At 65.4% G+C, this 21721-nt stretch carries 21 protein-coding genes; 12 read left to right on the top strand and 9 right to left on the bottom strand.

What is annotated here, in order from left to right; all coding sequences use genetic code 11:
- The first annotated feature begins 71 nt into the window (after positions 1 to 71).
- From dapC to cls, 6 genes are all read left to right on the top strand, one after another.
- Positions 72 to 1292: a succinyldiaminopimelate transaminase gene (dapC, locus tag F6X37_RS04535; RefSeq protein ID WP_187610467.1), complete on the top strand. Its 1221-nt coding sequence runs from the start codon at positions 72 to 74 to the stop codon at positions 1290 to 1292.
- 62 nt (positions 1293 to 1354) lie between these two features.
- Positions 1355 to 2182 (top strand): 2,3,4,5-tetrahydropyridine-2,6-dicarboxylate N-succinyltransferase, encoded by an 828-nt coding sequence (gene dapD / locus F6X37_RS04530; RefSeq protein ID WP_184066209.1) that lies wholly within the window; start codon positions 1355 to 1357, stop codon positions 2180 to 2182.
- Positions 2182 to 2547, top strand: a complete 366-nt coding sequence (locus F6X37_RS04525) for an ArsC family reductase (protein ID WP_090800605.1) — start codon at positions 2182 to 2184, stop codon at positions 2545 to 2547. The genes dapD and F6X37_RS04525 overlap by 1 nt, the downstream gene beginning before the upstream one ends.
- A gap of 141 nt (positions 2548 to 2688) precedes the next feature.
- A complete protein-coding gene (dapE, locus tag F6X37_RS04520; protein ID WP_187610466.1) occupies positions 2689 to 3828 on the top strand; it encodes a succinyl-diaminopimelate desuccinylase in 1140 nt (379 codons plus the stop codon).
- A gap of 14 nt (positions 3829 to 3842) precedes the next feature.
- On the top strand, positions 3843 to 4727 hold the full coding sequence (prmB, locus tag F6X37_RS04515) for a 50S ribosomal protein L3 N(5)-glutamine methyltransferase (RefSeq protein ID WP_090800608.1): 885 nt from the start codon (positions 3843 to 3845) through the stop codon (positions 4725 to 4727).
- Between the two features lie 201 nt (positions 4728 to 4928).
- A complete protein-coding gene (cls, locus tag F6X37_RS04510) occupies positions 4929 to 6416 on the top strand; it encodes a cardiolipin synthase (protein ID WP_187610465.1) in 1488 nt (495 codons plus the stop codon).
- A gap of 10 nt (positions 6417 to 6426) precedes the next feature.
- Here the strand turns inward: cls and F6X37_RS04505 are convergent, their stop codons facing one another.
- Complete coding sequence (locus tag F6X37_RS04505; RefSeq protein ID WP_090800611.1) at positions 6427 to 6906, bottom strand: glutathione peroxidase; 480 nt, start codon at positions 6904 to 6906, stop codon at positions 6427 to 6429.
- Positions 6907 to 7072: 166 nt separating this feature from the next.
- Between F6X37_RS04505 and F6X37_RS04500 the strand changes: the two genes are divergently transcribed.
- The gene (locus tag F6X37_RS04500; protein WP_187610464.1) at positions 7073 to 9028 is read left to right on the top strand and encodes an ATP-binding cassette domain-containing protein; all 1956 of its coding nucleotides are present in this window, start codon (positions 7073 to 7075) and stop codon (positions 9026 to 9028) included.
- A 108-nt stretch (positions 9029 to 9136) separates the two neighbouring features.
- Positions 9137 to 10192 carry a CaiB/BaiF CoA transferase family protein gene (locus F6X37_RS04495; protein WP_187610463.1) on the top strand — a complete coding sequence of 352 codons (1056 nt, stop codon included), beginning with the start codon at positions 9137 to 9139 and terminating at the stop codon, positions 10190 to 10192.
- A 70-nt stretch (positions 10193 to 10262) separates the two neighbouring features.
- Here F6X37_RS04495 and F6X37_RS04490 read toward each other — a convergent pair whose 3' ends face one another.
- The 3 genes from F6X37_RS04490 to alr all read right to left on the bottom strand — a co-directional run bounded on the left by F6X37_RS04490 (position 10263) and on the right by alr (position 13145).
- Entirely contained in the window at positions 10263 to 10541 is a 279-nt protein-coding gene (locus F6X37_RS04490) for a DUF2866 domain-containing protein (RefSeq protein WP_090800615.1), read from the bottom strand.
- Between the two features lie 153 nt (positions 10542 to 10694).
- A complete protein-coding gene (gene radA, locus F6X37_RS04485; RefSeq protein WP_184056927.1) occupies positions 10695 to 12071 on the bottom strand; it encodes a DNA repair protein RadA in 1377 nt (458 codons plus the stop codon).
- Between the two features lie 3 nt (positions 12072 to 12074).
- Complete coding sequence (gene alr, locus F6X37_RS04480) at positions 12075 to 13145, bottom strand: alanine racemase (protein ID WP_187610462.1); 1071 nt, start codon at positions 13143 to 13145, stop codon at positions 12075 to 12077.
- Between the two features lie 218 nt (positions 13146 to 13363).
- Between alr and lplT the strand changes: the two genes are divergently transcribed.
- Both lplT and thiD read left to right on the top strand, forming a co-directional pair.
- Positions 13364 to 14671 (top strand): lysophospholipid transporter LplT, encoded by a 1308-nt coding sequence (lplT, locus tag F6X37_RS04475; RefSeq protein ID WP_187610461.1) that lies wholly within the window; start codon positions 13364 to 13366, stop codon positions 14669 to 14671.
- A 61-nt stretch (positions 14672 to 14732) separates the two neighbouring features.
- The gene (gene thiD, locus F6X37_RS04470) at positions 14733 to 15539 is read left to right on the top strand and encodes a bifunctional hydroxymethylpyrimidine kinase/phosphomethylpyrimidine kinase (RefSeq protein ID WP_187610460.1); all 807 of its coding nucleotides are present in this window, start codon (positions 14733 to 14735) and stop codon (positions 15537 to 15539) included.
- Positions 15540 to 15545: 6 nt separating this feature from the next.
- On the opposite strand, the gene F6X37_RS04465 is transcribed toward thiD, so the two are convergent.
- From F6X37_RS04465 to tsaB, 4 genes are read right to left on the bottom strand one after another with little or no spacing between them, the layout of a single operon-like run.
- Positions 15546 to 16571 (bottom strand): DUF1853 family protein, encoded by a 1026-nt coding sequence (locus F6X37_RS04465; protein ID WP_262419807.1) that lies wholly within the window; start codon positions 16569 to 16571, stop codon positions 15546 to 15548.
- Positions 16572 to 16573: 2 nt separating this feature from the next.
- Entirely contained in the window at positions 16574 to 17557 is a 984-nt protein-coding gene (locus F6X37_RS04460) for a uracil-DNA glycosylase family protein (protein WP_187610459.1), read from the bottom strand.
- Positions 17544 to 18038 (bottom strand): ribosomal protein S18-alanine N-acetyltransferase, encoded by a 495-nt coding sequence (gene rimI / locus F6X37_RS04455; RefSeq protein ID WP_018417621.1) that lies wholly within the window; start codon positions 18036 to 18038, stop codon positions 17544 to 17546. The genes F6X37_RS04460 and rimI overlap by 14 nt, the downstream gene beginning before the upstream one ends.
- A complete protein-coding gene (tsaB, locus tag F6X37_RS04450; protein ID WP_187610458.1) occupies positions 18035 to 18871 on the bottom strand; it encodes a tRNA (adenosine(37)-N6)-threonylcarbamoyltransferase complex dimerization subunit type 1 TsaB in 837 nt (278 codons plus the stop codon). Before tsaB ends, rimI begins: the two co-directional genes overlap by 4 nt.
- Before the next feature lie 167 nt (positions 18872 to 19038).
- Between tsaB and F6X37_RS04445 the strand changes: the two genes are divergently transcribed.
- On the top strand, positions 19039 to 19308 hold the full coding sequence (locus F6X37_RS04445) for an acyl-CoA-binding protein (RefSeq protein ID WP_184056944.1): 270 nt from the start codon (positions 19039 to 19041) through the stop codon (positions 19306 to 19308).
- Between the two features lie 169 nt (positions 19309 to 19477).
- Here the strand turns inward: F6X37_RS04445 and F6X37_RS04440 are convergent, their stop codons facing one another.
- Complete coding sequence (locus F6X37_RS04440; RefSeq protein WP_184056947.1) at positions 19478 to 19801, bottom strand: hypothetical protein; 324 nt, start codon at positions 19799 to 19801, stop codon at positions 19478 to 19480.
- 8 nt (positions 19802 to 19809) lie between these two features.
- On the opposite strand from F6X37_RS04440, the gene F6X37_RS04435 reads away from it, so the two are divergent.
- Positions 19810 to 21423, top strand: a complete 1614-nt coding sequence (locus F6X37_RS04435; protein WP_187610457.1) for a DEAD/DEAH box helicase — start codon at positions 19810 to 19812, stop codon at positions 21421 to 21423.
- Positions 21424 to 21721: the final 298 nt, after the last annotated feature.

Raw genomic sequence — 21721 nt, 5'->3', positions numbered from 1 at the left:
CCGCCCGCCGGCGCGCGTGCCCGGTTGTCCCGCCATTCGTCCGCGTCCATCCCGATCAGGCCATTTCGTCCGTGAATCCGCTACTCGACTCCCTTCAGCCCTATCCGTTCGAAAAGCTGCGCCTGCTTTTCAAGGACGTCACGCCGCCGGCCGGCCTTGCGCACATCAGCTTCGGCATCGGCGAGCCGAAACATCCAACCCCGCCGCTGATCCGCGACGCCGTCATCGATTCGCTCGGCGGCCTCGCCGCGTACCCGGCCACGCTCGGCTCGGCGCCGCTGCGCGAGTCGATCGCGAAATGGATCGCGCAACGCTACGACCTGCCGCCGCTCGATCCGCTGACCGAGGTGCTGCCGGTGGCGGGCTCGCGCGAGGCGCTGTTCGCGCTCGCGCAGACGGTGCTCAATCCGCGCCGCGATGCTGACGGCGAGCCTGCGATCGTACTCTGTCCGAACCCGTTCTACCAAATCTACGAAGGCGCGGCGCTGCTCGGCGGCGCGCAGCCGTACTTCGTCAACAGCGACCCGGCGCGCAACTTCGCGTGCGACTACTCGGCGGTGCCCGCCGACGTGTGGGCCCGCACGCAACTGCTGTACGTCTGCTCGCCGGGCAACCCGACCGGCGCCGTGCTCACGCTCGACGACTGGCGCGAGCTGTTCGCGCTGTCGGACCGCTACGGCTTCGTGATCGCGTCGGACGAGTGCTACTCGGAAATCTATTTCGACGAGTCGAAGCCGCCGCTCGGCGGCCTCGAAGCCGCGCACAAGCTCGGACGCGGTTTCGAGCGCCTCGTGATGCTGTCGAGCCTGTCGAAGCGCTCGAACGTGCCGGGCATGCGCTCGGGCTTCGTCGCCGGCGACGCCGCGATTCTCAAGGCATTCCTGCTGTACCGCACGTACCACGGCACGGCGCTCTCGACCGTGTTCCAGAGCGCGAGCGTGGTCGCCTGGAGCGACGAAACGCACGTGCGCGAGAACCGCGCCAGGTACCTGCGGAAGTTCGCGACCGTCACGCCGATGCTCGCCGACGTGCTCGACGTGCGCCTGCCCGACGCCGCGTTCTACCTGTGGGCCAACGTCGAGCGCACCGGCCTCACGGACACCGAGTTCGCCCAGCGCCTCCACGCCGACTATAATGTGACGGTTCTGCCGGGCTCGTTCCTCGCGCGCACCGCGCACGGCGTGAACCCCGGCCGCAATTTCGTGCGCCTCGCGCTCGTCGCCGACGTCGACGAATGCACGGCGGGCGCGCAGCGGATCGTCGAATTCTGCCGCTCGCTCAGTGTCAACTGAGTGCAGCTTGAGCTACACGGCATCCCCTTCTTCAGACTTCAACCCTTCAGATAATCACGCCTATGTCGCAACAACTTCAGAGCATCATCGATACCGCCTGGGACAACCGCGCCGAACTGTCGCCGAAAGCCGCGCCGGCAGAAGTGCGCGAAGCCGTCGCCCATGCGATCGAGCAACTCGATAAGGGCGCGCTGCGCGTCGCCGAAAAGAAGGACGGCGACTGGGTCGTCAACCAGTGGCTGAAGAAGGCCGTGCTGCTGTCGTTCCGTCTGGAAGACAACGCGCCGATGCCGGCCGGCGGCTACAGCCAGTTCTACGACAAGGTGCCGTCGAAGTTCGCGAACTACACCGCTGAAGACTTCGCCGCCGGCGGCTTCCGCGTGGTGCCGCCCGCGATCGCGCGCCGCGGCTCGTTCATCGCGAAGAACGTCGTGCTGATGCCGTCGTACACCAACATCGGCGCGTACGTCGACGAAGGCACGATGGTCGACACGTGGGCCACCGTCGGCTCGTGCGCGCAGATCGGCAAGAACGTGCACCTGTCGGGCGGCGTCGGCATCGGCGGCGTGCTGGAGCCGCTGCAGGCCAACCCGGTCATCATCGAAGACAACTGCTTCATCGGCGCGCGCTCGGAAGTCGTCGAAGGCGTGATCGTCGAGGAAAACTCGGTGATCTCGATGGGCGTGTACCTCGGCCAGAGCACCAGGATTTACGACCGCGAAACCGGCGCAGTCACGTACGGCCGCATTCCGGCGGGATCGGTCGTGGTGGCGGGCAACCTGCCGTCGAAGGACGGCACGCACAGCCTGTACTGCGCGGTCATCGTCAAGAAGGTCGACGCGAAGACGCGCGCGAAGGTCGGCCTGAACGAGTTGCTGCGAGGCGATTGATGGCGCGCGGCACCAAAACCGTCGTCTACGGCATTCCGAACTGCGACACCGTGAAGAAGGCCCGTGTGTGGCTCGAAGAGCACGGCGTCGAGTTCGAGTTCCACGACTTCAAGAAGGCCGGCGTGACCGAGCCGCTCGTGCAGGACTGGCTCAAGGACGTCAAGCTCGAGGCGTTGCTGAACCGCCGCGGCACGACGTGGCGCGCGCTGTCCGACGACATGAAGGCGGCCGCGGAAACGCAGCCGGGCGCGATCGCGCTGATGATCCACAAGCCGTCGGTGATCAAGCGGCCGGTGCTGGTCGTGAACGGGCGGGTGAAGTCGCTCGGCTTTTCGGCGGACGAGTACGCGGCGCTGTTTGTCTGAGCGCGGCGCTGAAGCGCCAGGCTCGAGCACGAGGTAGCCGAACGCGCGGCCTCGCGCCGCGTCGTTCAAAGGCGGTTGCCGGCTGCGGTGCCTCACCGCGAGCCGGCATTTTTTCATTTCAAAGTGGCTTGTACTGAATCCATGTCCGGCACCCTCGCCCTTACCGAACAACTGATCGCGCGCGCGTCCGTCACGCCCGACGATCAGCATTGCCAGCGTCTCCTGATCGAGCGCCTCGCCGCGCTCGGCTTCGAGCACGAGACGATCGAATCCAACGGCGTGACCAACCTGTGGGCCGTCAAACGCGGCGTCGACGGCACGCAAGGCAAGCTGCTCGCGTTCGCCGGCCACACCGATGTGGTACCGACCGGCCCGCTCGAACAGTGGCGCTCGGCGCCGTTCGAGCCGACCCACCGCGACGGCAAGCTGTACGGCCGCGGCGCGGCGGACATGAAGGCGTCGATCGCCGGCTTCGTCGTCGCGAGCGAGGAGTTCGTCGCCGCGCACCCCGAGCACCGCGGCTCGATCGCGTTCCTGATCACGAGCGACGAGGAAGGCCCCGCCACCGACGGCACCGTCAAGGTCGTCGAAGCATTGCAGCAGCGCGGTGAGCGCATGGACTACTGCATCGTCGGCGAGCCGACCTCGAGCGAGCGTTTCGGCGACATGGTCAAGAACGGCCGGCGCGGCTCGATGTCGGGCAAGCTGATCGTCAAGGGCGTGCAGGGCCATATCGCCTACCCGCATCTGGCGAAGAATCCGGTGCACCTGCTGGCGCCAGCGCTCGCCGAACTCGTCGCCGAGCGCTGGGACGAAGGCAACGAATATTTCCCGCCGACCACCTGGCAGGTGTCGAACCTCCACAGCGGCGCCGGCGCGACCAACGTGATCCCCGGCCACGCGGACGTGATGTTCAACTTCCGCTTCTCGACCGCGAGCACCGTCGAAGGACTGCAAAAGCGCGTGCATGCGATTCTCGACAAACACGGCCTTGAATACGAACTGCAATGGACCGTGAGCGGCCTGCCATTTCTCACCCCGAGCGGCGAGCTGTCGAGCGCGCTCGCGCAGGCGATCAAGGACGAAACCAGCGTGGACACCGAACTGTCGACCACCGGCGGCACGTCGGACGGCCGCTTCATCGCGCGCATCTGCAAGCAGGTGATCGAGTTCGGTCCGCTGAACGCGAGCATCCACAAGATCGACGAACATATCGAAGTCGCCCATATCGAGCCGCTGAAGAACGTGTATCGCCGCGTGCTCGAACAACTGATCGCGTAACCTGGAACTTTGCGATGACGCTTCCTTTTTGCACCGTCCGCGACCTGCTGCGTTATGCAGTGTCGCGTTTTAGCGAGGCCAAACTGTCGTTCGGCCACGGCTCGGCCAATGCCTACGACGAAGCCGCCTATCTGATCCTGCACACGCTGCATTTGCCGCTCGACCTGCTCGAACCGTTTCTCGACGCGCGCCTGACCACGGCCGAAATCGAGGCGGTGCTGAAAGTGATCGAGCGACGCGCCGCCGAACGCGTGCCGGCCGCGTACATCACGCAGGAAGCGTGGATGCACGGCTATCGCTTTTACGTCGACGAGCGCGTGATCGTGCCGCGCTCGTTCATCGGCGAGCTGCTGCAGGACGGCCTGCAGCCGTACGTCGAGGACCCCGAGCAGGTCGGCGCGGTGCTCGAACTGTGCACCGGCTCCGGGTGCCTCGCGATCCTCGCCGCCCACGCGTTCCCGAACGCCGACGTCGACGCGGTCGATCTGTCCGCGCCCGCGCTCGAAGTCGCGACGCGCAATGTGCTGGACTACCACCTCGACGAGCGCATCGCGCTGTTCGAAGGCGATCTGTATGCGCCGCTCGCCGAGCGCCGCTACGATGTGATCATCAGCAATCCGCCGTACGTGAACGCCACGTCGATGCAGGAGCTGCCGGCCGAATACAAGCACGAGCCGGAGATGGCGCTCGCCGGTGGCGCGGACGGCATGGACATTGTGCGACGGATCATTGCCGACGCGCGCAACTGGCTGACCGAAGACGGCGTGCTCGTCATCGAGATCGGCAACGAACGCGAGCACGTCGAGGCGGCGTTCGGCGGTCTCGACCTCGTGTGGCTGTCGACCAGCGCCGGCGACGACAACGTGTTTCTGATCCAGGCCAGCGACTTGCCGGTCTGAGTCCGGCATGCTGACTGTTTGATCGTCGTTTCAAGCGCGTTTCTCAGGCAGGGTCACGAGCAATCGCCGCGACAGCGCGTGGCCTTGCCCGCAACCGCAGCCTGAGCCCGTTGCCCGACGCGTTCGCCGCAGACCACGGAGCGAGCCCGTGCCCGCCTCCGTTTCCTGAACCACGGCGCTTCGCCAACTGTTCGCGAGCTTATGTCATTCGACCTGCTTCACGTCGGCACGCTGGTTGCTGTTGCCCACATTCTCGGCATCATCGCGGCCGCTCACGCGATTCTCCATACCCGCACCTCGCAAGGGGCGATCGCGTGGGCCGTGTCGCTGGTCGCGATGCCTTATCTGACGCTCATACCCTACCTGTTCCTTGGCCGCAGCAAGTTCGCCGGCTACGCGGACGCGCGCCGCGTCGAGAACGAGCTGCTGCGCACGCGCGCGCATCCGCTGGAGTGGGACACGCAGGCGTCGTCGGCCGGGGTGCCGACGCAGCAGCTCGGCTCGCGGCTCGTGCAGTCGCTGACGCGCCTCGGCGGCATGCCGTTCCTGCCCGGCAATACCGTGCGCACGCTGGTCAACGGCACGGCGACTTTCGAGGCGATCTTCGAGGCGATCGAGAACGCGCGCCGCTATGTGATCGTGCAATTCTTCATCGTGCGCGACGACGCGCTCGGCGACATGCTGAAGGACGCGCTGATCGCCAAAGCCAAACAGGGCGTGCGGGTCTACTTCCTGTATGACAGTATCGGCAGCTTCGATCTGCCGCACCGCTACGTCGCGGCGCTGCGCGCCGCCGGCATCGAGATGCAGCCGTTCGCGACGAACCGCCTCTTCGTCAACCGTCTGCAACTGAATTTCCGCAATCACCGCAAGATCGTGGCGGTCGACGGCGAGCGCGCGTTTGTCGGCGGTCATAACGTCGGGGTCGAATATCTGGGCGCGAAGCCGCCGCTGTCGCCGTGGCGCGATACGCACATCGAAGTGCGTGGTCCGGCGGTCGCAAGCATCCAGTTCGTCTTCATCGAGGACTGGTACTGGGCCACGCAGCAGTTGCCCAAGTTCGACGCGCCGGCCGCGGATTCCGTGACCCCATCCTTCGACCAGCCCGGCGAACACGGCGCCAACGAGCGCGCCGCGAACAACATGCACTGCCTCGTGCTGCCGAGCGGCCCGGCCGACAAGCAGGAGACCTGCTCGCTGTTTTTCGTCGAAGCAATCAACGCGGCGCGCGAGCGCATCTGGATCACGACGCCCTACCTCGTCCCCGACGAAGCCGTGTTCGCCGCGCTGCGGCTCGCGGTACTGCGCGGCGTCGAGGTGCGCATCCTGATTCCGAGCCGGCGCGATCACCGGGTGGTGTTCGCGGCGTCGAAGCTCTATGCGTACGACTCGCTGCGCGCGGGCATTCGCATCTTCCGCTATCAGCCGGGCTTCCTGCATCAGAAGGTCGTGCTGATCGACAGCAGCGCGGCCGCGATCGGCAGCGCCAATCTCGACAACCGCTCGTTTCGCCTGAACTTCGAGATCATGGTGCTGACCGTCGACCGCGGCTTCGCGCTCGAAGTCGAGACGATGCTGCTCGACGACTTTGCCGAGTCGCGCGAAATCGACCGCGACGAGTACCGCAAGTCGAACGCGCTGCGACGCATGCTGATGCACGTCGCGCGGCTCTTTTCGCCGATCCTGTAGGCGTGCCCGCTTACAGCAGCGCTTCGATATCCCCGGTGATCGCCTCGGGCTTGGTCAGCGGCGCATAGCGCTTGACGACGTTGCCGTCGCGGCCGATCAGAAACTTCGTGAAATTCCACTTGATCGCCTCGAGACCGAGCAGTCCCGGCGCCTCGATCGTCAGATAGCGGAACAGCGGGTGCGCGTTCGGGCCGTTCACGTCGATCTTGTCGAACATCGGAAACGTCACGCCGTAGTTCTTCTCGCAGAAGCTGCCGATCTGCGCGGCGTCGCCCGGCTCCTGCTTGCCGAACTGGTTGCACGGAAAACCTAGCACCGCGAGCCCGCGCGCCGCGTACGCGTCATACAGTTTCTGCAAGCCCGCGTATTGCGGCGTGAACCCGCATTCGCTCGCGGTATTGACGATCAGCATCACCTTGCCTTCGTACTGCGCGAGACTCGCTTCCTCGCCGCCGAGCGTGCGTGCCGAAAACGAAAAGATCGATGTCATGTGCCCTCCCGTGAAAGCCGTCAGTCTATGCCAAAAGCGCTACCGATACAGTCGGCCGGATGGCCGATGAGCGCTGCGCGCGAAGTGACAGACGGGCAATCGGCGCCGCGCGCCCGGCAACGCGCCGGGCAGTCTAAAATAGCGGTTTTCTTCAGCCGGCCACGTCGTGATCCGCTTCAATCAGTTCAGCCTCGCGCGCGGCACCAAGCCGCTTTTCGACAACACCACGTTCACCTTGAACCCCGGTGAAAAAGCCGGCCTCGTCGGAGCGAACGGCGCGGGCAAGTCGACGCTGTTCGCCGTGCTGCTCGGCGAGCTGCATGCGGACGGCGGCGATTTCTCGATCCCGCCGACCTGGCGCATCGCGCACGTCGCGCAGGAAACGCCCGCCGTCGACAAAACCGCCCTCGCCTACACGCTAGACGGCGACGCCGCGCTGCGCGACATCGAAGCGCGCATCGCTTCGGCCTCCGCGGCGCACGACGGCGCGGCAGAAGCCGAAGCGCACGCCGCGTTCGCCGACGCCGACGGCTACACCGCGCCGGCTCGCGCCGAAGCGTTGCTGCTCGGCCTCGGCTTCACGCTCGACCAGACCCGCGAGCCGGTCAGCAGCTTCTCGGGCGGCTGGCGCATGCGCCTGAATCTGGCGCAGGCGCTGATGTGCCGCTCCGATCTGCTGCTGCTCGACGAACCGACCAACCACCTCGACCTCGACGCGATCGTCTGGCTGGAAGATTGGCTGAATCGCTATGCGGGCACGCTGATCGTGATCTCGCACGACCGCGAGTTTCTCGATTCCGTCTGCAACGTCACGCTGCATCTCGAGAACCAGCAGATCAAACGCTACGGCGGCAACTACTCGCAATTCGAAGTGCTGCGCGCGCAGCAGATCGCGCTGCAACAGAGCGCGTACGAAAAGCAGCAGCGCACGGTCGCGCATCTGCAGAGCTACATCAACCGCTTCAAGGCGCAGGCCACCAAGGCGCGTCAAGCGCAAAGCCGGGTGAAAGCGCTCGAGAAGATGGAGCTGATCGCGCCCGCGCACGTCGGGTCGCCGTTCACGTTCGAGTTCCGCACTCCCGACTCCGCGCCGAATCCGATGATGGTGATGGAAGACGTGCGCTGCGGCTACCATGCCGAAGACGGCAGCGAGATTCCGATCGTCGAGCGCGTGATGCTGTCGATCCAGAATGGTCAGCGCATCGGCCTGCTCGGCGCGAACGGCCAGGGCAAGTCGACGCTGATCAAGACGCTCGCGGGCACGCTCGAACCGTTGAGCGGCCACGTACGCGAAGGCAAGGGTCTGCGCATCGGCTACTTCGCGCAGCATCAGCTCGAAACGCTGCGTCCGGACGACACCCCGTTGCAGCACCTCGCGCGTCTCGCGCCCGATACGCGCGAGCAGGAGCTGCGCGACTTCCTCGGCAGCTTCAACTTTTCCGGCGACATGGCGACCGCGAAGATCGCGCCGTTCTCGGGCGGCGAGAAGGCACGCCTCGCGCTCGCGCTGATCATCTGGCAAAAGCCGAACCTGCTGCTGCTCGACGAGCCGACCAACCACCTCGACCTCGAAACGCGCCACGCGCTGACGATGGCGCTCGCGCAATTCGAAGGCACGCTGATCCTGGTCTCGCACGACCGGCATCTGCTGCGCGCGACGACCGATCAGTTCATGCTGGTCGCGAAGCATCGTCTGCAGGAATTCGACGGCGATCTCGACGACTACCGCGACTGGCTGCTGCAGCATGCGGCCGAGCAGCGCGCCGCGCTGAAGGCCAATGCTTCCGGTGCGTCGGACGCAGCGTCCAACGGCGCGGCAAGTGGCGACAGCAACGTCAATCGCAAGGAACAGCGCCGCCTCGAAGCGGAAACGCGGCAGAAGCTCGCGCATCTGAAGAAGCCGCTGCAAAGCCGCATCGCGAAGATCGAAAGGGAAATGGACGCACTCAACGCGGAGAAAGCGACGCTCGATACATTCGTCGCCGATCCCGCGAGTTACGAACCGGAGCAGAAGAGCAAGCTGACGGAGGCGATCCGCCGTCAGGCAGACGTGAACGCGCGCCTCGACACGCTCGAAGCCGAATGGCTCGAGACGCACGAGGAACTCGAACAGATCGGCTAGCGGCACCGCGCCGGCATCCACGGGAGCTTGGCTTTGTCATTTGCGAATTCATCGTCCGGGTTATCGGCCCCAGAATCCGTAGCTGCATCGGCAGCCGATGCGCCGCCGTTGCAAGGACTGCGCGTGCTCGACCTCACGCGTCTGCTGCCGGGTCCGGTGGCCGCGCTGCGCCTCGCCGAGCTCGGCGCCGATGTGCTGAAGATCGAGGCGCCCGGCGCGGGCGACCCGACTCGCACGATGATGCAGTCGTCGAGCGATCGTGTCGCGGGCCGACCCGGCGCGTTTTACCGGATGGTCAATCGCGGCAAGCGCGAGACGCGCCTCGACCTCAAGTCCGAAGCAGGACGCCAGGTGCTGCGCGCACTCGCGGCTGAAGCCGACGTGCTGATCGAGAGCTTCCGGCCCGGCGTGATGGAGCGGCTCGGCCTCGGCTACGCGACGCTCAGCGCAGCCAATCCGCGGCTCGTCTATTGCGCGATCAGCGGATATGGCGCGAGCGGTCCGTTCGCGGACCATGCCGGCCACGATCTGAATTACATCGGCTATGCAGGCGTGCTCGATCAACTGGCGAACCGCGACGGTGCGCCGATCCTGCCGAACTTCCAGATCGCCGATCTGCTCGGCGGCGCATTGAGCGCGGTCACGCAAATTCTCGCGGCGCTCTGGCATGTCGCGCGAGGCGGCGCGGGCCGCTTCGTCGATGTATCGATGACGCACACGAGCTATGCGCACAACTTCGTCGCGCAGGTGTCGCTCGTCAACGAAGGTGCGGCGCCCGCCGCGGGCAGTGGTCTGTTGAACGGCGGCGTGCCCTGCTACAACCTCTACCGCACCAGCGATGAACGCTGGCTCGCGGTCGGCGCGCTCGAATTGAAGTTCTGGGAAACGCTGTGCATGGCGCTCGATCGGCCGGAATGGGCGACGCGTCACTGGAGCCTGGGTCAGGCGATCGGCGGTCCCGATGCCGTGGCACTCATTCAGGAAGTCGCCAATCTGATTGCGACGCGCACGCTCGGCGAATGGGTGGAATCGCTGGAATCGCTCGATTGCTGCGTGTCGCCGGTGCTGACGCCCGCTGAAGCGGCGCAGCATCCGCTGTTCAATCCGCACGCGTATGCGGCGGTGGCCGCGAGCGCCGCCGACTCACACGACGACGAGGCCTAATGCGCGTGGCGAAGCCGCGACGCGGGCGCAATGAAGATCAAGGCCCGGTCAATCGAAAAACCCGCCGCCGTCAACGCCGCGTCGGCGTCTGCCTCGGCAGCGTTTGCCGAGGCGACTTTTCGTCGTCGTACAGCAGGTGCTTGCGGCCTTCCACATGGCGGCTGATCGTGGCACGCACTTCGGCGGCCGTTACGTCTTCGGCCACCACCCGCCGCGAGATCTGGCCCGCGGTGTCGATCCACTCGACGATCCGGCAAGCGCCGCCCCACGGCTGATGAATCGGGGCGGAGACCCGGCAGCCGCGCACCTGGATGTTATGGTGGGCAGCGGTTTCACGAGACTGTTTCAAGGCGCGATCCTTTTTCGAGCATCAGACGGGATGCATATCCTTACAGCTTAGAAAAAAGGTATGGCGACCAGGTTACAGCCAATATGAAGATATTTACCGGGCATTACGGTACCGCAAGCGTACAAAGTACTGGCGAGCCGTCCCGGCCCCCGTCTATTCGAGCGTGCGGACGCGGTCGATGGCCTGTTCGATCCGTTCGACCGCAACGACCTGTAAGCCTTCGATTGGCTGTTTCGGCGCATTGGCCTTCGGAATCACCGCCACCGAGAAGCCGAGCTTGGCTGCTTCCTTCAGGCGCTCCTGACCGCGCGGCGACGGCCGGATTTCGCCGGCGAGGCCCACTTCGCCGAATACGACGAGCCCCTTCGGCAGCGGCTTGTTGCGCATCGACGAATGGATCGCGAGCAATACCGCGAGGTCGGCGGCGGGCTCGGAGATCTTCACCCCGCCCACCGCGTTCAGGAACACGTCCTGATCGAAACAGGCGATGCCCGCGTGCCGATGCAGCACCGCGAGCAGCATCGCGAGCCGGTTCTGTTCGAGGCCGACCGCAAGGCGTCGCGGATTTGGCGCGTTGGCCGCATCGACGAGCGCCTGCACTTCGACGAGCAACGGCCGCGTGCCTTCCTGCGTGACGAGCACACATGAGCCCGGCACCGACTGCTCGTGCTGCGATAAAAACAATGCCGACGGATTCGCGACGCCGCGCAAACCACGCTCGGTCATCGCGAACACGCCGAGTTCGTTGACCGCGCCGAAACGGTTCTTGATCGCGCGCACGAGACGGTACGACGAGTGCGTATCCCCCTCGAAATACAGCACCGTATCGACGATATGTTCGAGCACGCGCGGACCTGCGAGCGCGCCCTCTTTCGTCACGTGCCCGACCATGATGATCGTCGTGCCCGACTGCTTGGCGATGCGCGTGAGTTGCGCTGCGCACTCGCGCACCTGCGCGACCGAGCCCGGCGCCGATGTCAAAGCATCCGAATAGACGGTCTGGATCGAATCGATCACGGCGACTTCAGGCCGTTGCTCCGTGATCGTCGCCTGAATTTTTTCGAGCTGGATTTCCGCGAGCAATTGCAGCTCGCTCGCCTTCGAGCCGGGTTCGAGCAACGCCAGCCGTTGCGCGCGCAACGCGATCTGCGCGCCAGATTCTTCGCCGCTGATATAGAGCGCGCGTTTGTCCGCCGCGATTTCCGCGAGCGATTGCAACAACAGCGTCGATTTACCGATGCCCGGATCGCCGCCGATCAACACCACGCCGCCCGGCACGAGGCCGCCGCCGAGCACGCGGTCGAATTCGCTGACGCCGGTGGAAAAGCGCGGCACGTCCGACGCGTCGATGTCGGCGAGGCGCCGTACCGGCGTGCTCTTCGCGAGCGACTGGAAACGGTGACCGGACGGCGCCTCCGCGACCGATTCGACGAGCGTGTTCCACGTCTGGCAGGACGGGCATTGACCGGACCACTTCGGCGACTGTCCGCCGCATTCCCCGCAGATGTACAACGTCTTCGCTTTCGCCACGCGTTACTCCGCCCGAACCGGCACACGCGGCGCGACCGCGCACATCAGCTCGTAGCCGATCGTGCCGCAGGCCTGCGCGACGTCGTCGATGGGCAGCGCGGTGCCCCACAATTCCACGCGCGAGCCGACGTTGGCGGTCGGCACCGGGGTCAGGTCGACGGTCAGCATGTCCATCGACACACGTCCAACGACCCGTGTGCGCACGCCATCGACGATCACCGGCGTGCCTTCCGGCGCGACGCGCGGATAGCCGTCCGCGTAACCGCACGCGACCACGCCGATACGCATCGGTCCGCGCGCAGTGAACCTCGACCCATAGCCGACCGAGCTGCCTTCGCCGAGCGTCTGCACGGCGATCAGTTCCGACGCGAGCGTCATCGCGTGCTGCAGGCCCGTGCCGTCGATCGCGGCCGTCACGCCGGACGGCGACGCGCCGTACAGGATGATGCCCGGACGCACCCAGTCGAAATGCGCTTCCGGATGCCACAGCGTCGCGGCCGAATTCGACAGACTGCGCGCACCGGCGATGCCCTGCGCGCCGCGCTCGAACGCCTCCATCTGATGCGCGATGCCGCGCTCGGCATCGGCATCGGAAAAATGCGTCATCAACGTGATCTGGCCGACGCCCTGACAGGCGCGCGCACGTTCCCACGCGGCACGGAATTTTTCGACCGTGTAGCCGAGCCGGTTCATGCCGGTGTTCATCTTCAACTGAATATTGACCGGTTTCGACAGACGCGCCATTTCGAGCATGCGCAGCTGCTCGTCCGAATGCAGCGCCGTGGTCAAACTGTAGCGGTCGATTACGTCGATATCGGTCGGCCGAAAAAAGCCTTCCAGCAGAAGAATTGGACCCGCCCAGCCCAATTCACGCAACTTCACCGCTTCTTCGAGGTCCAGCAGCCCAAAGCCGTCCGTAGCGCGCAAACCGGGGAACACGCGCGCGAGGCCATGCCCGTAGGCATTAGCCTTGACGACGGCCCAGATTTTCGATTTCGGCGCATAGCGCCGCGCGACAGCGAGGTTATTGGCGAGAGCAGCGGTATGAATCGTGGCGGAAAGGGGGCGCGGCATGGGATTTTTTCGTAAAGACACTTGCGAATCAGCGGCTTACAGGGCGTTTTCAGCGCTCGGCGGCCCGCTGGGCGGTGCGATCAAGAATTCTGCTAGTCCGAATTCAGCTATTTTCATGATATAAAGCCGTGCGCACAACCCATTTCGATCGGCATAAGCCCGGACACATGACAAACGGCCGGGGCGGACAGACCGCAGCGAGGACAGCATCGCATCAGATGAAAAAAGGTTTTTACACCATCATGGCCGCGCAGTTTTTTTCGTCGCTGGCCGACAATGCGCTTCTGATCGCTGCTATCGCTCTGCTGAAAGATCTTCACGCTCCGAACTGGATGACGCCGCTGCTCAAGCTGTTTTTTGTGCTGTCGTACGTCGTTCTTGCCGCCTTCGTGGGCGCATTCGCCGACTCCCGTCCGAAAGGACGCGTGATGTTCATCACCAATACGATCAAGGTGGTTGGCTGCATAACGATGCTGGTCGGCGCGCATCCGCTGATTGCGTACGGCATCGTCGGCTTCGGCGCGGCGGCCTACTCGCCCGCCAAATACGGCATTCTCACCGAACTGTTGCCGCCTGACCGGCTCGTTGCCGCGAACGGCTGGATCGAAGGCACCACGGTCGGCTCGATCATTCTCGGCACGGTGCTCGGCGGCGCGCTGATCAGCCCGCATATCGCCGCGCCGATTCTCAAATGGCACGTCCCCACCGTGAACACGCCCGCGGAAGCCGCGATGCTCGTGATCATGGCCATTTACGTGATCGCCGCGCTGTTCAATCTGCGCATTCCCGACACCGGCGCGCGCTATCCGCGACAGGAGCACGGGCCGATCCGCCTGATCACCGATTTCGCCGACTGCTTTCTCGTGCTGTGGCGTGACAAGCTCGGACAGATTTCGCTCGCCGTGACGACGCTGTTCTGGGGTGCGGGCGCGACGCTGCAATTCATCGTGCTGAAGTGGGCCGAAGTGTCGCTGGGCATGTCGCTGTCCGAGGCGGCGATCCTGCAGGCGGTGGTCGCGGTTGGCGTCGCGTTCGGCGCGATTTTCGCGGCTTCGCGTGTGCCGTTGAAGAAGTCGCTGTCGGTCTTGCCGGTCGGCATCATGATGGGTATCTCCGTGATGCTGATGGCGTTCTACACGCGCGATCTGTTTCCCCCGCATTGGGGCGTGTATTTTGGCCGCATGCACGTGTCGGGCTATCTGATTTTCGCGTATATCTTCCTGATGTTCGTGGGCGGCCTGTCGGGCTTTTTCGTCGTGCCGATGAATGCGCTGCTGCAGCATCGCGGGCACGTGCTGCTGTCGGCGGGCCATTCGATCGCCGTGCAGAACTTCAACGAGAATCTGTCCGTGCTCGTGATGCTGTGCCTGTACGCGGTGCTCGTGTGGCTCGACGTGCCGGTCACCATCGTGATCGTTCTGTTCGGCACCTTCGTCTGCCTGATGATGTGGCTCGTGATGCGACGCCATCAGGCGAACCAGCGCGCCTTCGATTCGGTCGCGCTGATCGGCGAAGCCAAGCACTGATCGGCTGCGCCGGGCCGGCCGCGGCACACACGAGCGCGCCCCCCTTCTTCCTCGCTCGACCATGACTCAATCGATTCCCAATGTGCTGACGATCGCCGGTTCCGACTCCGGCGGCGGCGCCGGCATCCAGGCCGATCTGAAGACCTTCTCCGCGCTCGGCGCCTATGGCGCGAGCGTGATCACCGCGCTGACCGCGCAGAACACGCGCGGCGTGACCGCGATTCACGCGCCGGACCCGGGCTTCGTCACCGCGCAGCTCGACGCGGTGTTCGACGACATCCGCATCGACGCGGTGAAGATCGGCATGCTCGCGAATGCGCCGATCGCGCGTGCGGTCGCCGACGCGCTGCGCCGTCATCAGCCCAAACACATCGTGCTCGACACGGTGATGATCTCGAAGAGCAATCACGCGCTATTACTACCCGATGCGGTCGCGGTGGTACGCGACGAACTGCTGCCGCTCGCCGATCTGCTGACGCCGAATCTGCCGGAAGCGGCCGCATTGCTGGGCATGCAACCCGCCGCCGACGAAGCCGGCATGGTCGAGCAAGGCGAAGCGTTGCGCGCGCTCGGCGCGCGCGCGGTGCTGATGAAGGGCGGCCATCTGAGCGCGACCGATAGCCCCGACTGGCTCGTGCAGGAAAGCGGCACGCTGCGTCTCGGCGGTCCGCGCGTGCCGGTGAAGAACACGCACGGCACGGGCTGCACGTTGTCGTCGGCGATCGCGGCCTTGATTGCGCAGCGCGACGATCTCGCTAGCGCGGTCGCCGATGCGAAGGTTTATCTGACGGGTGCGTTGCAGGCGAGCGAGCGGCTCGACGTCGGCCACGGCGTGGGGCCGGTGCATCACTTTCATCGGTGGTGGTGAGCGACGTCATTGCTTCGCGTAACGCCGCGCGTGCTCGGGCCAGTCGTCGGGCACGATAAAACCGCGCGAGCGTTCAAGTACACGCCCCGTGTTGTCTTCGATGAATCCGGCGACCATCGTCGGGCCATGTTGCGGTGAGATCTGCGCGGCGAGCGTGTTTGCGTCGACGTACCACGTGTCGTCCGCACCGGCTTGCGTTCGATATTGCGGCGCGAGCCATTCGAGCCGCGCCAACACCCGCCACCTGTGCGCATGCGCGCACGCGAAAGCCGGCCAGTCGCGATGCGTGACCCACCAGCCGCGACCGTGCGCGGGATCGAGTTCGGCAGGATCGGTCGGCATCTCGCCACGCCGGTAAAACAGCCAGCCTTTGACGAACATCTGCGGCGTCCACGCGCCCGCATAGCCCGTCGAGGCAAATTCCTCGCGCGCGCTGAGCGGCAACTGATGGTCGAGCAAATGCGCGAGCTTCAGATCGAGGCGGTCTTTCAGATTGGGGCCGACGTAATCGGCGAGACGCGCCGCCTCTGCCCCATTCGCATCGCCCGCATGCAGATAGCACTTCACCGCGAGTTCCCAATGCAGTCGCGCGCCCTGGCGCGTGCGCACGAGGAAATCGCATTCACCGAGCGTGAGGCCCGCATGTCGTAGCGGCACACCCGCTGCGATCAGTTGCGTCGCCGGTCCATGACGAAGAAAAAAGCCCAGCAGGCGTTCGGCGTAGCGGCCAAGGCGCGTGATACGCGTGGCCGCGAGATCCTGACGCAGAAGTGCCGGCGCGGCGTCGAGCGCGCGCAGCCAGTCGAGCGTGGCCTGCAATTCCTGCGGTGTGCCGAAAGGATCGGCGAGCGCGCCTGTGGGAAGCTGAGGGCGCAACAGATCGGGACTGAGCAGCAGCCACGCGAGATCGCGGACAGCGGGATCGCGCAGCGCATCGACTGAAGCATCGCCACGCAAACCCAGCAAGGTATCGAGAAGCGCCGCGCGGCTGACAGACGCGGCGGGCATGCGCGCCGCCGGTCCCTCGGGCATCGTCACTTTGATTCGTTCGACGGCACGCCGCCGTTCGCGAGCCACGTGGCACGCGCGAGGCACAGATCCGCCCAGGCCTTGGCCTTGTCGGGCAGGCTACGCAGCAGATAGGCCGGGTGATAGGTGACGATCACCGGCACGCCCTCGTACGTGTGCACGCGGCCGCGCAACGACGAAATGCTCGAGTCGGTCTTGAGCAGACTTTGCGTGGCGAAACGGCCGAGCGCGACGATCAGCTTCGGCTTCACGAGCGACACCTGACGCTGTAGATAAGGTTCACAACGCGCGACTTCGTCCGGCTGCGGATTGCGATTGCCAGGCGGCCGGCACTTGATCACGTTCGCGATATACACGTCGGTGCCGCGCGCGAGCGCGAGCGAGTGCAGCATGTTGTCGAGCAGCTTGCCGGCCTGGCCAACGAACGGTTCGCCTTGACGGTCCTCGTTCTCGCCGGGCGCTTCGCCGATCAGCATCCAGTCGGCCTCGCGATCGCCGACGCCGAACACCGTGTTCGTGCGCTTCTCGCACAGCCGGCACGCCTCGCATCCGGCGACGCGCTCGGCGAGCGCGTCCCAGTCGAGTGTGTGGATAGACGGCAGCGCGGGCGCGTCGCGGCGCGCTTCGGCGGGCGCGGCGGCCGATGCGGTCGGATCGTCGAACCACGCGAAGTCGTCCTCGGAAGGGGCGTCGAAAGTCGGCGGGGCTGAAAAGTCAGTTTGGGGTTCTGATGTTTCGCGCCGCGCTGCAGTTTCGTCGAAGCGCGGCGTGGATTCGCGCTGCACTTGCGGCGGCTGCACCTCGGCGGACGCGCGCAGCGGTTCGCGCGAGGTCTGCGTCGCAGGCTCCGCGCGACGCAAGTCTGCCGCGTGTTCCCGCGGCGACTGCAGCGCATCACTCTGCCCGGCCTCCTCTCGCGCCGCGAGTCCGCGACGCACCCACAACGGCGCGAGTCCGAATTCTTCGAGCACCGATTCATGCAGCGCCATCTGCGCCCTCCGTGGCTAACGACAGACGCATCACGATCGCGTCCTCCCGGCCGCGATGCCGCGCCGGATAATAATTTTTGCGCCGGCCGATCGACGCGAAGCCGAAGCGCTCGTACAACCGGATCGCCCGATGATTCGACGGCCGCACTTCGAGCAGCAGCCCCTCGAGCCTCTCCGCGTGCGTGATGCGCACCGCCTCGCGCAGCAGCGCGAGGCCTGCGCCGGCGCCTTGTGCTTGCGGCGTGACGCACAGATTCAGCAGATGCATTTCATCGACGACTGGCATCAGCACGCAGTAGCCGATCAACGTCCCCGTCACGTGACGCAGACAGACGCCGAAATAGCCATTGCGCAGCGAGTCGCCGAAGTTGCCGCGGCTCCACGGAAACTCATACGCAAGTTTCTCGATCGCGGCGACTTCGTCCAGGTCGCTTTCGGTCATCGGCGACATGTAGCGGTCTGTGAGCAGCACGCCGCTCATGGGCGCGCCTCGTCGTGGGACGGTTGGCCGGAGCCGCCATCGGGCGCGTGCTGCGCGGACTGCTCGGCGCTATGAGCCGCTTTGGCCGATTTCGCCGCTTTGTCGGCCATGCGCTCTGCGGTCGTCTGCGCGACCTTGTCGCGCACGTACTCGGGTGCGGCCTGATCGGCGCGCACCGTGCGGCCCGCATGAAACGCGCGCAGCGCCGCGTGCGCGAGCGGCAACGCATGCGGCAACGCTTGGCCATCGACGCTCCGCGCGGCCGCGACCGCCGGCAAGCGCTCGCCGAACGCGGCGGCCGCGTTGCCGGCGAGTGTGAACGGCACGTCGGGCAGCACGAGCCGCTCGGGTGCATCGAGCGTCGCCGCCTGCACGGTGCGCCATTCGTGTTGCGTGTCGTCCCAAGCGTAGTCGGCCCAGTAGATTTCGTCCATGCGCGCGTCGAGCGCGGCGAGCACGCGCGTCGTCGACGGATCGCGCAGGCGCGCGCTCTCCGCGCACGCGAGCAGCGTGCCGATCGGTACGACCGGCAGGTTCAGGCCGAACGCGAGGCCTTGGGCGACGCCGGTCGCCGTACGCAGTCCGGTGAACGAACCCGGACCCGAGCCGAACGCGATCGCGTCGCAATCCGCCAGCGTGAGGCCGGCTTCGTCGAACAGTTCGCGGATCGCCGGCAGCAGGCGGGTACTGGACACCGCGCCGGTTTGTTCGTGACGAACCCAGACGCGCGGTTCGGCGCTGGGCTGACCGGCGGCATCGACGGACGCGGACACGAGCGCCGCCGAGCAGAACTCGGTCGATGTATCGAGGGCAAGGAGCACTGTTTGAGTCATGGACCGTATTGTAATCGGCGCGGTGCGCGTGAATGGTGGTTTGCGCGGCCGCGCTGCCCGGCTTCGCGGCCGTCATCGTTTGGAATAAGCCCTCGGTCCCGGGGCGGCGGGCAATTGCTATGATTTTCGGCCGATCTCATCTATCCCGCCACGCGGGCCAAACGACCATGACCGACATCAATTCCCAGTTCGAGCAAGCCCAGCAAGACGTCAAGCAACTGCCCGAGCGTCCGGGCAACCTGACGCTGCTGCGTCTCTATGCGCTCTTCAAGCAGGCGAGCGAAGGCGACGTGCACGGCGACAAGCCGGGCTTCACCGACATCGTCGGCAAATACAAGTACGATGCGTGGGCGGCGCTCAAGGGCACCGCGCAGGACGCCGCGAAGCAGCAATACGTCGAACTCGTCGAATCGCTGAAGAGCGGCACCGCGGCCTGAGTTTCCGGCGCGCCAAGCATCTGCCGAAATGGCCGCCTGGCAATGCTGCGACCGCCTCGCGGCGGTTTCGGACACGAAGCTCCGGCCCGCCGCCCTCACTCGCCTACTTCATTCCGACACTTTCTTCTGTCGGAATTGCCTGAATGGTGGCGCAGTGCAGCAAATGTCGCTACAATGCCGCCTGCGCTTCACTGCTTTGCCCGTTTTTTCCAGCGGTCCTCGCGGCGCAGCGTCCATAGCGTTTGCTCCAATCCAGTTTAGAACCTGTCCCCTTCTGCCTAGCCCACTCCGGGCTCAAGTCCCAGGCTGGCGACTCGCCATGTTGGCACGTCGCATCCGATACAGCTTCTAACGAAAAACTCGCCTTCATTGTCGCGAGTTGCCCCCGTTTTTCGATTTGCTCGCTGCTGTTTTGCTCGCTGAATCCGACGACTTGGGTATGCCGATTGGCGTTGACGTTTTCATCCGATGAACCACCCAGGATCGTTTTCAAGGATTCACATGACTTTGAGCAACACGCCCAGCAGCCCGTTGAACGCCATCGCCGACGAAGCACTCGGTCTTTCGCCCGCCGCTCCCGAAGCCGCCGCGCAGGCTGACGCCAAGCCGACCTTCGCGTCGCTCGGCCTGTCCGCGGACGTCGTCTCCGCGCTGACCGCCGCCGGCTACGAGCATCCGACGCCGGTGCAGCAACGCGCGGTGCCGGCAGCGATCGCCGGCCGCGATCTGCTGGTTTCGAGCCCGACCGGCTCGGGCAAGACCGCCGCGTTCATGCTGCCCGCCATCGAGCGTTTCTCGCAGCTGCAAAAGACGCAGGCGAGCCAGCCGCGCGAACCGCGCCCGGCCGACGGTGGCCGCGGCCGCCGTCCGCAGCCGGTCGCGCGTCCGACCATGCTGGTGCTGACCCCGACCCGCGAACTGGCGATGCAGGTCACGACCGCCGCCGCGACGTACGGCAAGCACCTGAAGCGCCTGCGCACCCTCAGCATTCTCGGCGGCGTCGCTTATGGCCAGCAACTGATGCTGCTCGCGAAGAACCCCGAAATCCTCGTCGCAACGCCGGGCCGTCTGATCGACCACCTCGAGCGCGGCCGCATCGATCTGTCGCAACTGCAGATCCTCGTGCTCGACGAAGCCGACCGCATGCTCGACATGGGCTTCATCGAAGACATCGAAACGATCGTCGCCGCTACGCCGGCTACGCGCCAGACGATGCTGTTCTCGGCCACGCTCGACGGCAAGATCGGTTCGCTGACCGGCCGTCTGTTGAAGGACCCGGAGCGGATCGAGATCGTCCAGCGCTTGGAACAGCGCACCAACATCGCGCAAACCGTCCACTACGTCGACGACCGCGATCACAAGGACCGTCTGCTCGACCATCTGCTGCGTGACGACGGCCTCGACCAGGCCATCGTCTTCACGGCCACCAAGATGGACGCCGACCAGCTGGCGGGCCGTCTGGCCGACGCCGGCTTCGAATCGGCCGCGCTGCACGGCGACCTGCCGCAAGGCGCGCGTAACCGCACGATCCGCGCACTGCGCGAGCGCCGCGTGCGCGTGCTGGTTGCGACCGACGTCGCCGCTCGCGGTATCGACATCCCGGGCATCACGCACGTGTTCAACTACGACCTGCCGAAGTTCGCCGAAGACTACGTGCACCGTATCGGCCGTACCGGCCGTGCGGGCCGCTCGGGTATCGCCGTGAGCCTCGTGCATCACGCCGAACAGGGCGCGTTGAAACGCATCGAGCGCTTCGTGCGCACGCCGCTGCCGGTCAACGTCGTCGAAGGCTTCGAGCCGCGCAAGGCGGCGCCCTCGGGCAATGGCCGTCCTGGCTTCGGCGGCCGCGGCCGTCCTGGCGGTGGTAATGGCCGTCGCTTCGGCAGCGGCTCGGGCAAGCCGGGCGGCTACGGCGGCTCGCGCAACGGTAACGGCACTGGCAACAGCAACAGCAACGGCGGCGGCTGGGGCAACAAGTCGGCCGGCGGTTCGCGCGAAGGCTTCGGCTCGCGCGAAAGCCACGGCGGTTCGCGCGAAGGCTTCGGCGGTGGCTCGCGTGACGGCTACGGCGCGCGCCGCAACGACGGTCCCCGCTCGGCACGTCGCGGCAGCTAATAGCGACCCACCGACCGACCGGATGGCTTCGCGCCGTCCGTGACACAGAAGAAAACCGGCGCTCGGGCGCCGGTTTTTTTTCGTCTATCGACTGGCCGCCCCAAATTTCACGATGTAAAAAATTTTTTTGCGTCGTAAAAAATCATGCTGCAAAGCACAAGAAGGACTATTGCAACAGGGAAAATATCGTTTCTTATCGCGAAAAGCAGGCATCAAGTCATTGATTTTATATAAAAATAAATATTGGAAAAACGCTTTGCGGCGTCTATTGCGCGTCCTTCGATTTGCCTAGACTCTT

This window comes from Paraburkholderia sp. 31.1 (assembly GCF_014397645.1).
GTDB classification, from domain to species: Bacteria; Pseudomonadota; Gammaproteobacteria; order Burkholderiales; family Burkholderiaceae; genus Paraburkholderia; species Paraburkholderia tuberum.
The sequence above is the reverse complement of the archived record's forward strand: the minus strand, read 5'-3'. Positions and strand labels throughout refer to the sequence as shown.

Excerpts from the sequence above, each read along its gene's own strand:
- dapD (WP_184066209.1), top strand. The coding sequence starts at position 1,355 with ATGTCGCAACAACTTCAGAGCATCATCGATACCGCCTGGGACAACCGC.
- F6X37_RS04525 (WP_090800605.1), top strand. The coding sequence starts at position 2,182 with ATGGCGCGCGGCACCAAAACCGTCGTCTACGGCATTCCGAACTGCGAC.
- dapE (WP_187610466.1), top strand. The coding sequence starts at position 2,689 with ATGTCCGGCACCCTCGCCCTTACCGAACAACTGATCGCGCGCGCGTCC.
- prmB (WP_090800608.1), top strand. The coding sequence starts at position 3,843 with ATGACGCTTCCTTTTTGCACCGTCCGCGACCTGCTGCGTTATGCAGTG.
- cls (WP_187610465.1), top strand. The coding sequence starts at position 4,929 with ATGTCATTCGACCTGCTTCACGTCGGCACGCTGGTTGCTGTTGCCCAC.
- F6X37_RS04505 (WP_090800611.1), bottom strand. The coding sequence starts at position 6,906 with ATGACATCGATCTTTTCGTTTTCGGCACGCACGCTCGGCGGCGAGGAA.
- alr (WP_187610462.1), bottom strand. The coding sequence starts at position 13,145 with ATGCCGCGCCCCCTTTCCGCCACGATTCATACCGCTGCTCTCGCCAAT.
- lplT (WP_187610461.1), top strand. The coding sequence starts at position 13,364 with ATGAAAAAAGGTTTTTACACCATCATGGCCGCGCAGTTTTTTTCGTCG.
- thiD (WP_187610460.1), top strand. The coding sequence starts at position 14,733 with ATGACTCAATCGATTCCCAATGTGCTGACGATCGCCGGTTCCGACTCC.
- F6X37_RS04465 (WP_262419807.1), bottom strand. The coding sequence starts at position 16,571 with ATGCCCGAGGGACCGGCGGCGCGCATGCCCGCCGCGTCTGTCAGCCGC.
- F6X37_RS04460 (WP_187610459.1), bottom strand. The coding sequence starts at position 17,557 with ATGGCGCTGCATGAATCGGTGCTCGAAGAATTCGGACTCGCGCCGTTG.
- rimI (WP_018417621.1), bottom strand. The coding sequence starts at position 18,038 with ATGAGCGGCGTGCTGCTCACAGACCGCTACATGTCGCCGATGACCGAA.
- tsaB (WP_187610458.1), bottom strand. The coding sequence starts at position 18,871 with ATGACTCAAACAGTGCTCCTTGCCCTCGATACATCGACCGAGTTCTGC.
- F6X37_RS04445 (WP_184056944.1), top strand. The coding sequence starts at position 19,039 with ATGACCGACATCAATTCCCAGTTCGAGCAAGCCCAGCAAGACGTCAAG.
- F6X37_RS04435 (WP_187610457.1), top strand. The coding sequence starts at position 19,810 with ATGACTTTGAGCAACACGCCCAGCAGCCCGTTGAACGCCATCGCCGAC.